The organism is Sphingomonas sp. 66-10 (genome assembly GCF_001897045.1).
Lineage (GTDB): Bacteria > Pseudomonadota > Alphaproteobacteria > Sphingomonadales > Sphingomonadaceae > Sphingomonas > Sphingomonas lycopersici.
On the sequence record NZ_MKRR01000138.1, the window covers coordinates 28,316 to 37,669 of the forward strand.

Genomic DNA, 9,354 nt, shown 5'->3' on the forward strand with positions numbered 1-9,354 from the left:
TCGATCAGGTGTTCGGGGCATTCCACCAATGCCTCGACCGAACCGTCCGCCCGGTTGCGCACCCAGCCGCTCACCCCGAGCGCACGCATCCGCGCGACGAACCAGTCGCGATAATTGACGCCCTGCACCCGCCCGGTGACGATCAGGCGGCGGCGCATCATCCGTCCTTGCGCCCCTCGATCAGCCACGGGCGCGGGCGCCCGGTCGGCCTGGGCGTCCCGTCGAGTCGCACTGCGCGTCGGACGTAGACCGGCTTCATCAGCATCGTGCCCCCCATCCCGCCGCCGGTCGGCTGGGCGAGGATGCGGCGCACCACGTCCTGCCCGCCGACCACCCGCCCGAAGGCGGCATAGCCGGGGTGGCCGGGGGAGGCGTCCATCGACGGCATCGCGCCGACGGTGATGAACCAATTGCCGTTGGCCGATCCCGGCTCGCCGCGCCGCGCCATCGAGATCGTCATGTCGAGGTGGCGGATCCCGGTCTTGTTGGTCGGCTCGTGCGCGATCGTATCGAGGAAGCGCCGCGCGTCGGTGCGGATCCCCGACTGGACGAAGCCGAATTGCGGCGCCTGCTTGCTCCGCGCGACACGATAGAAGCTGATCCCGTCGAACCGCCCGTCGTCGACATAGCGCATGAAATTGGCGGTCGAGACCGGCGCATGCTTCGCATCGAGCGCGAGGACGACATTGCCGAGCGCGGTCTCCAGCCGCACCCGGACGAACCCCGGGCTCGCCCGGTCGGCGCGCTGCGCGGCAGCCGGGGCGACGAGGAGAAGGGCGGCGAGCAGGGCGAGAACGCGCATGACCGCGCGGTTAGAAAACCCGGTGCGGCGCGGCAAGCGTCATGGCGCGGTGCGTGCCAGAAGCCCGGCGAGATCGTTCTTCCAGAATTTCGCCCAGGTATGCGTGCCGTGTCCGCGGGTGTCGGCGGTCTCGGCGATCAGCCGGAAGCGGGTGTCGGGCATCCGCTTCACCGCTTCCTCGGGGAAGGGGAGGTTGCGCGGGTTGATGAAATCGTCGGCCGAATTGATCCACAGCATTGGCGCCCGGATCGCCTCCAGCCTGGGCCAGGGATCGTAGTTTCGCGACGAATCGAGCTGATAGATCAGATCGTTGGCATCGATCCCCTTGATCGACGCGGCGACCTTCTCGCGCGCATAGGCGACCGCCGCGTCGCGTGTCGGATAGGCCGATTGGAGATAGAGCGGCGCCCCACCGGCGATGAACAGCAGCGAGGCAGCGCCCCGCACGCCCTGCGCCGGCTGGGCGGTATAATTGCCGCGGTTCCACGCCGGATCGTTCTCGATCGAATCGATCGCGAGCTGGCGCCACATCCGGTTGAGCCCGGCGATCTGCACCGGCTCGCACGCCATCGGCATCAGCGCGCGGGAGAAATCGGGGAAGGTCTCGCCCCATACGAAGGCGTGCATGCACCCCATCGAGGTGCCCATGATCAGCCGCATCTGGCGGATCCCGAAATGCTCGGCGAGCAGCCGGTGCTGCGCGGCGACCATGTCGTCATAATCGTAGCGCGGGAAGGCCATCCGCTGCCCGTCCGACGGCTTGGACGACCCGCCATGCCCGATATTGTCGGGAAGGATGATGAAATAGCGGGTGATGTCGAGCGGCTGGCCGGGGCCGTAGAGCTCGTCGGCGAATTGCGGCTGGAGGAATTGCTTCCCCGTGCCGCCGGTGCCGTGGAGCACCATCACCGCATTGTCGATCTCCCCCGCCGCGTTGCGATGCGGGGTGCCGAGCGTGGTGTAGTGAAGCCTGAGGCTCGGGAGCGTCTCGCCCGAGCGGAAGGCGAAATCGCGGATGACGAAATCGCCTTCCTTGATCGGCCATTGCTTGGCGGCGGGCGCAGGCGGCGGCGGTGCGGGCTGCGCGGCGGGGGCAGCGGCGGCGAGGAGCAGGGCGAGAAGCATGAGCGCAAGGTTAGCGCGGATTGCGGCGCGTGCCAGTGGTCAGGTGCCTAACCATTCCAGTTCACCCGGTAATGGCCGGGCGGCGTAATCTATTTGCAGCACGCGGCGATGCGCGTGGCCGGCGCTCGCGGCGGAGGCGTGGAGGATGGGCGTCGCATAGGCCCAGATATCGCCGCGCCGCGCGAGGCAGGCGAAATGCCCCAGCCGCGCCACCGTATCGGCGATATCGGGTTCGGCGATCCGCCCGAGTCGATGCGAGCCGGGGGCGATGATCAACGGCGCATTGTCGGCCGGTACGTCGTCGAGGTGGATGCGCAGCGTCGCCATCGCCTCGATGATCGCGAAGGGCGGCTCGACATGGATCAACCCCGCCTTGCGCCCCCACGGGCCGAAGCCGGGCGTGTCGTGTTGTTCGCGCACCACGATCGTGCGGTCCTGATGCCAGCCGAGCGACCAGTTCGTGTCGGGCGACTTGTCGAACAGGATCGCGCGCACCGGTCGCGCCTCAGCGCCAAGGTAGCGCGCGGCGATGGCCGCAGCCGAGGCGAGCGGGCGAAGGCTGCGGAGCCGGACACCCGCGCGCGATTTCGGGTGCCCGGCGGCGAAGGCGTCGAGTTCGGGAAGAATCGAAAGGGCGGCGCCTCGGTGAAGCGCCGCCCCGTCGTTTTGCCAGTCGAGGGCCGACGCGGGAGCAAGTCCCGCGCCGTCGGACGCCGCTGTGGCGGCGCCGGCCGGCCGTGGCTCTATGCCCTCGCTTCGCTTGGGCACCGCCGTGGAGCTTCGCTCCACGAGCTTAGAGCTTTTGCGTCAACTCGGGCACCACCTTGAACAGATCGCCCACCAGCCCGATGTCCGCGACCTGGAAGATCGGCGCGTCCTCGTCCTTGTTGATCGCGATGATCGTCTTGGAGTCCTTCATCCCGGCGAGGTGCTGGATCGCGCCCGAGATGCCGACCGCGATATAGACTTCCGGCGCGACGATCTTGCCGGTCTGGCCGACCTGATAGTCGTTGGGCACATAGCCCGCATCGACCGCCGCGCGGCTTGCGCCGACGCCCGCGCCGAGCTTGTCGGCGAGCGGCTCGATGATCGCGTGGAAATTCTCGCTGTTCTGCAGCGCGCGACCACCCGAGACGATGATCTTGGCCGAGGTCAGCTCCGGCCGCTCGGACTTGGCGATTTCCTGGCCCTCGAAGGTCGAAAGCCCCTTGTCGCCGGTCGAGGCGACCGCCTCGATCGCGCCCGAACCGCCCTCGGGCGCCGCCTTTTCGAAGGCGGTGCCGCGCACGGTGATCACCTTCTTGGCGTCCTTGGTCTGCACCGTCGCGATCGCATTGCCGGCGTAGATCGGGCGGGTGAAGGTGTCCGGCCCTTCGACCGACAGGATGTCGCTGATCTGCATCACGTCGAGCAACGCGGCGACGCGCGGCGCGACATTCTTGCCGTTGCTGGTCGCGGGCACGACGAAGGCGTCGTGGCTTGCCATCAGCTCGGCGACGAGCGGCGCGACATTCTCGGCCAGCGCATGCGCGAAGGCGGCGTCGTCGGCGACATGGACCTTGCCCACGCCGGCGATCTTGGCGGCCTGCTCGGCCACCGCGCCGACGCCCTGCCCGGCGACGAGCAGATGAACCTCGCCCAGCTTCGACGCGGCGGTCACCGCGGAAAGCGTGGCATCCTTGACGGTGGCGCCGTCATGTTCGACCCAAACGAGCGTCTTCACTTGGCAACTCCCATCGCCTTGAGTTTCGCGACCAGTTCGTCGACGTCGGCAACCTTGACCCCCGCGGTGCGCTTCGGCGGCTCGACCACCTTGAGCGTGGTGAGGCGCGGGGTCACGTCGACGCCGTAATCGGCCGGCGACTTGACGCCAAGCGGCTTCGATTTCGCCTTCATGATGTTGGGCAGCGAGGCATAGCGCGGCTCGTTGAGGCGGAGATCGGTGGTGACGATCGCCGGCAGCTTGAACGAATCGGTCTCGAGCCCGCCGTCGACCTCGCGGGTGACTTTGACGGTCTCGCCCGACACCTCGACCTTGGAGGCGAAGGTGCCCTGGCCCCAGCCGAGCAGCCCGGCGAGCATCTGGCCGGTCTGGTTGTTGTCGTCGTCGATCGCCTGCTTGCCGAGGATGATCAGCCCCGGCTGCTCTTCACCGGCGATCTTGGCGAGGATCTTGGCGATCGCCAGCGGCTCGGCCTTCTCGTCGGTCTGGACGAGGATCGCGCGATCGGCGCCCATCGCCAGCGCGGTGCGCAGCGTTTCCTGCGCCTTGGCTTCGCCGATCGAGACCGCGACGATCTCGGTCGCGACGCCCTTTTCCTTGAGGCGAATCGCTTCCTCGACCGCGATTTCGTCGAACGGGTTCATCGACATCTTCACATTGGCGAGGTCGACGCCCGAGCCGTCCGCCTTCACGCGGGGCTTCACGTTATAGTCAAGCACGCGCTTGACCGGCACCAGCACCTTCATCGGCAGCATCTCCATTGGCGCGATTTTCGAACAGTGGTTCGCTAATGCAGCAGAATCGACGCAAGTCCAGCCCAAACGTCCGTTGCGGGAGATGGGGCGGGGCGCTGGCGCGGTTCAGTCGCGTAATATCATGCTGCGGCAAACGGCGTGCATGCGAAATTCGTTGCGCTGGCGTAACCGTACCGAGATCGAAAAATGCGGCGTTGCCGTAAGGAAGGCCGTGCCGCAGCACGGCAGATAGGACGCACCCCCTTCGCCCGAAAAGGGCAGGATAAGAGATTCTAAAGCTAGTGCGAAAAATGTGATCCGCCCCGGCGAAGGCCGGGGCCCAGTTACGATCGGCGCACGGCTGGACCCCGGCCTTCGCCGGGGTGGAAAGTGGGAAAGCACGACGCTCCAACAACTTTGTGCTCCCGCGAAGGCGGGGACACAAAAAAGGCCGCCGCACTTGCGACGACCTTTTGCCGGCATTGTATCCGCCGCGTCGCCCCGAGAGGAACGACGCGGCGGAACGGATCACGCGGCCTTCTTGACCTCGGCGACGATCTTCTTCGCCGCATCGCCCAGATCGTTGGCGGGAACGATCGCGAGCCCCGAGTTGGCGAGGATTTCCTTGCCCTGCTGGACGTTGGTGCCCTCGAGGCGGACGACCAGCGGCACCGAGAGGTTCACTTCCTTCGCCGCGGCGACGATGCCTTCGGCGATGATGTCGCAGCGCATGATCCCGCCGAAGATGTTGACGAGAATGCCCTTCACCGCGGGATCGCTGAGGATGATCTTGAACGCCGCGGTCACCTTCTCCTTGGTCGCGCCGCCGCCGACGTCGAGGAAGTTGGCCGGGAACATCCCGTTCAATTTGATGATGTCCATCGTCGCCATCGCGAGCCCGGCGCCGTTGACCATGCAGCCGATGTCGCCATCGAGCTTGATGTACGCGAGGTCGTACTTGGAGGCTTCCAGCTCGGCCGGATCTTCCTCGGTCTCGTCGCGCAGCTCGGCGAGATCCTTGTGGCGGAACATCGCATTGCCGTCGAAGCCGACCTTGGCGTCGAGCACCATCAGCTTGCCGTCGTCGGTCACCGCGAGCGGGTTGATCTCGATCTGCGAGGCATCGGTGCCGAGGAAGGCGTCATAGACCTTGCCGGCGAGGCTCTGCGCCTGCTTGGCGAGATCGCCGGTCAGCCCCAGCGCGGTCGCCACGGCGCGGCCGTGGTGCGGCATGAAGCCGGTCGCGGGGTCGACGTCGAAGGTGTGGATCTTCTCCGGCGTGTCGTGCGCGACGGTCTCGATATCCATCCCGCCCTCGGTCGACACGACGAAGGCGACTCGGCCGGTGGCGCGATCGACCAGCACCGCGAGGTAGAATTCCTTGGCGATGTCGACGCCGTCGGTGATGTACAGGCGGTTGACCTGCTTGCCGTGCTCGCCGGTCTGGATCGTCACCAGCGTGTTGCCGAGCATGTCGGTCGCGTGCGCGCGGACTTCCTCGGCGGTCTTGGCGAGGCGGACGCCGCCCTTGGCGTCGGCCGGCAATTCCTTGAACTTGCCCTTGCCGCGGCCGCCGGCGTGGATCTGCGCCTTGACGACATAGAGCGGCCCGGGGAGCTTCTTCGACGCTTCGACCGCTTCGTCGACCGTCATCGCGGCATAGCCCGCCGGAACGGGGACGCCGAACTTGGCGAGCAGTTCCTTCGCCTGATATTCATGGATGTTCATGGGATGCGTGGCCTCACCATATAGGAAACGGGCGGCCTAAAGCACACAGGGGGTCGGGAATCCACCCCAAGGTGCATGATCGGTGCAGCGAGACTATCGCCTGCCGGGAATTCTCCACCCCGGCGAAGGCCGGGGTCCGGCAACGAGCCGTTCGCGACTGGGCCCCGGCCTTCGCCAGGGCGGGCGCATGCCGGGGTGGTGCGGGTTGCCGCTATGTTCTAATCGCACACGTGTGAACTTCGTGAACTTTGCCCCTTACCCCGCGCTTCACGCCAGCCATTCGGGCGTGTGGATCGCGCATGAGGGGGAGGTGCGCGCGATCGGCCGCGGCGAGGCGATCCGCATCGCCGCCGATACCCCGGTGATCCTGCTCAACGCGCCGCTGATCGGGCAGCGACTCGGCTATGCCGATCTGTCGGGGCTCGATCTGCTCGAATTGTTCGCCTTCCTCCGCCCGGCGCGCTTCATGGTGCCGACGCCCAAGGGGCTCGCCGCCGCGACCGGGCTCGACGTGCCCGCCGACGACGCCGCGGTCGCGCCGTTCCTGCGCGATGCCGCCGCGCGGCTGCTGGCGATTCCCGACGGCGACTGGCCCGAGCGCGAGGGGGCGTGGACCGGGGTGCAGGCGCTGTTCCGGCTGCGCTGGCCGTGGGCGCCTTTGCTCGCCGATCGCATCGCGCGCCCGCGCGGCGCGGAGCGCTGGCTGTTCACCCGCCTCCCCGAATGGGACGAAGCCGCGCCGCGCCCGATGCCGCGCGTCGTGACGCTCGACCGCGAGGAGGTGGACGAGCGGCTCGCCCGGCTGACCGGCACGACGCGGGAACCGCGCCCCGGGCAGCGCGCCTATGCCGAGGCGGCGGCGGGCGCCTTCGCCCCGCGCGTCACCCGCGACTCGCCCAATCTCGTGCTCGCCGAGGCGGGGACCGGGATCGGCAAGACCCTGGGCTATCTCGCCCCCGCGTCGCTATGGGCCGAGCAGGCGCAGGGCGCGGTATGGATCAGCACCTATACCAAGGCGCTGCAACGCCAGCTCGCGCACGAGACCGCGCGGCTCCACCCCGATCCGGCGGTGCGCAGGGCGCGCGTCGTCACCCGCAAGGGGCGCGAGAATTACCTCTGCCTGCTCAATCTGGAGGATGCGCTACAGGGCGGCTTTACAGGGCGCGCGGCGATCCTGGCGCAGCTCGTCGCGCGCTGGGCGGCGTATAGCGCCGACGGCGATATGGTCGGGGGCGATCTCCCCGGCTGGCTCGTCACCTTGTTCCGCCGCAACGGCACCGCGGCGCTGACCGACCGGCGCGGCGAATGTATCTACGCCGGCTGCCCGCATTACCGGAAATGCTTCATCGAACATGCGTCGCGCGCCTCGGTCGAGGCGGATATCGTCATCGCCAATCATGCGCTGGTGATGGTCAACGCCGCGCGCGGCCGCGAGGCGGCGACTCGCCCGACACGCTATGTGTTCGATGAGGGGCATCATCTGTTCGACGCGGCCGACGCGATGTTCGCCACCGCGCTGACCGGACAGGAGACGATCGAGCTGCGCCGCTGGCTGCTCGGTCCCGAAGGCGGCAGCCGCGGGCGGCGGCGCGGGCTGGCGGCGCGATTGTCGGATGTCGCGAGCTATGACGAAGCGGGCGGCCGCGCGATCGGCGATGCGGTCAATGCGGCGCAGGCGCTGGCGAGCGACGGCTGGATCGGGCGCGTCGCCGAAGGCGCGCCGTTCGGCCCGATCGAGGCGTTGCTCGCGGCGGTGCGCGGGCTGGTCTATGCCCGCGCCGAACAGCCGGGCGACGCGGGCTACGGGCTGGAGACCGAGATCGCCGCGCCGACCCCGGCGCTGATCGACGCCGCCGCGCCCGCCGCGCAGGCGCTCGACGCGTTGCTCCGCCCGCTCGTCACGCTCGGCAAGCGGCTCGAGGCGGTGCTCGACGAGGCGCCCGACTGGATGGACGGCCCGGCGCGCGCACGAGTCGAGGGCGCGATCGCCTCGCTCGGCTGGCGCGCCGAGACGGTGGCGGCGTGGCTCTCGCTGCTCGCGCGGGTCGGCGGGCCGGCGGATGCCGATTTCGTCGACTGGCTCGCGGTCGATCGCATCGAGGGGCGCGAATTCGATATCGGGCTCCACCGCCGCTGGCTCGATCCGACCCGGCCGTTCGCCGCGACGGTGCTGCGTCCGGCGCATGGCGCGCTGGTCACCTCGGCGACGCTGACCGCGGGGGGCGACTGGGCGACCGCCGAGGCGCGGGTCGGGGCGCCGCATCTCGCGCTCGCCGCGACCCGCTTCGAGGCGGCGAGCCCGTTCGACTATGCCGACGCCGCCGAGGTGCTGATCGTCACCGATGTGAAGCGCGGCGACCAGGCCGCGCTGGCCAATGCCTATGCGCGGCTGATCGAGGCGGCGGGGGGCGGCACCCTGGGGTTGTTCACCGCGATCCGCCGGTTGCGCGGGGTGCATGCCGCGATCGCCGACCGGCTGGCGCGCGCCGGGCTGCCGCTCCACGCGCAACATGTCGATCCGATCGATACCGGCACCCTGGTCGATATCTTCCGCGACGATCCGCATGCCTCGTTGCTCGGCACCGATGCGTTGCGCGACGGGGTCGACGTGCCCGGCCATTCGCTGCGGCTGGTGGTGATGGAGGGCGTGCCGTGGCCCAAGCCGAGCGTGCTCCACGCCGCGCGGCGGCTGGCGGGCGGGGGGAGCGCTTATGATGACCGCATCGTCCGCGCGCGGCTGGCGCAGGCGTTCGGGCGGCTGATCCGTTCGGCGCAGGATCGCGGCGCCTTCGTCCTGTTGTCGGCGGCGATGCCCTCGCGGCTGCTCACCGCCTTCCCGCCGGGGGTGGCGATCGCGCGCGTTCCGCTCGACGAGGCGATCGCGCGGGTGCGGGAGCGTCTTTCCTCCGGCGCGCGTCTGGGGCATGACGCGGCTCCCGAGATTTGAGAAGACCGGAGTTTGCCCGCCCGTGAAGACGCTGACGCTGCTGCGCCACGCCAAGTCCGGGTGGGACGATCCGGTCGCGCGCGATTTCGATCGCCCGCTCAACGCCAAGGGGCGCCGCGCCGCGCAGACGATGGGGCGGCATTTGAAATCGCTCGGGCTGCGGTTCGATCACGTCGTCGCCTCGCCCGCGGTGCGGGTGGTGGAGACGATCGAGGCGGTGGCGGCCGGCTATGGCGCGCCGCTTTATCCGGCGTGGGATCGGCGGATGTATCTCGCATCCTCGGCGACATTGCTC

Annotated in this window: 8 protein-coding genes and 1 pseudogene; 2 read left to right on the forward strand and 7 right to left on the reverse strand. The window is 68.9% G+C overall.

Going from position 1 to position 9,354, the window contains the following annotated elements; genetic code table 11:
* Positions 1-20 precede the first annotated feature (20 nt).
* The 7 genes and pseudogenes from BGN95_RS19355 to sucC form a co-directional block, all read right to left on the reverse strand.
* Positions 21-161, reverse strand: a pseudogene (locus tag BGN95_RS19355) (acylphosphatase); the annotation flags it as partial.
* Positions 158-802, reverse strand: coding sequence for a peptidylprolyl isomerase (locus BGN95_RS19360; protein ID WP_265313547.1), 645 nt, complete (start codon positions 800-802; stop codon positions 158-160). The pseudogene BGN95_RS19355 and the gene BGN95_RS19360, both read right to left, overlap by 4 nt.
* A 39-nt stretch (positions 803-841) precedes the next feature.
* The gene (locus tag BGN95_RS19365; RefSeq protein WP_286773733.1) at positions 842-1,927 is read right to left on the reverse strand and encodes an alpha/beta fold hydrolase; all 1,086 of its coding nucleotides are present in this window, start codon (positions 1,925-1,927) and stop codon (positions 842-844) included.
* Positions 1,928-1,966: 39 nt separating this feature from the next.
* The gene (locus tag BGN95_RS19370; RefSeq protein WP_353744722.1) at positions 1,967-2,422 is read right to left on the reverse strand and encodes a phytanoyl-CoA dioxygenase family protein; all 456 of its coding nucleotides are present in this window, start codon (positions 2,420-2,422) and stop codon (positions 1,967-1,969) included.
* 298 nt (positions 2,423-2,720) lie between these two features.
* Positions 2,721-3,650 carry an electron transfer flavoprotein subunit alpha/FixB family protein gene (locus tag BGN95_RS19375; RefSeq protein WP_179513041.1) on the reverse strand — a complete coding sequence of 310 codons (930 nt, stop codon included), beginning with the start codon at positions 3,648-3,650 and terminating at the stop codon, positions 2,721-2,723.
* Positions 3,647-4,396, reverse strand: a complete 750-nt coding sequence (locus BGN95_RS19380) for an electron transfer flavoprotein subunit beta/FixA family protein (protein WP_179513042.1) — start codon at positions 4,394-4,396, stop codon at positions 3,647-3,649. Before BGN95_RS19380 ends, BGN95_RS19375 begins: the two co-directional genes overlap by 4 nt.
* A gap of 516 nt (positions 4,397-4,912) precedes the next feature.
* Positions 4,913-6,112, reverse strand: a complete 1,200-nt coding sequence (gene sucC / locus BGN95_RS19385; RefSeq protein WP_179513044.1) for an ADP-forming succinate--CoA ligase subunit beta — start codon at positions 6,110-6,112, stop codon at positions 4,913-4,915.
* Positions 6,113-6,353: 241 nt separating this feature from the next.
* Here sucC and BGN95_RS19390 point away from each other — a divergent pair, with 241 nt between their 5' ends.
* Both BGN95_RS19390 and BGN95_RS19395 read left to right on the forward strand, forming a co-directional pair.
* Positions 6,354-9,059, forward strand: a complete 2,706-nt coding sequence (locus BGN95_RS19390) for an ATP-dependent DNA helicase (protein WP_286773734.1) — start codon at positions 6,354-6,356, stop codon at positions 9,057-9,059.
* Positions 9,060-9,081: 22 nt separating this feature from the next.
* Positions 9,082-9,354 (forward strand): SixA phosphatase family protein (locus tag BGN95_RS19395; RefSeq protein ID WP_286773735.1); only part of this gene is annotated, 273 nt, incomplete at its 3' end.

Coding starts and splice junctions, on each gene's coding strand:
- BGN95_RS19360 (WP_265313547.1), bottom strand. CDS start 802: ATGCGCGTTCTCGCCCTGCTCGCCGCCCTTCTCCTCGTCGCCCCGGCT.
- BGN95_RS19365 (WP_286773733.1), bottom strand. CDS start 1,927: ATGCTTCTCGCCCTGCTCCTCGCCGCCGCTGCCCCCGCCGCGCAGCCC.
- BGN95_RS19380 (WP_179513042.1), bottom strand. CDS start 4,396: ATGAAGGTGCTGGTGCCGGTCAAGCGCGTGCTTGACTATAACGTGAAG.
- sucC (WP_179513044.1), bottom strand. CDS start 6,112: ATGAACATCCATGAATATCAGGCGAAGGAACTGCTCGCCAAGTTCGGC.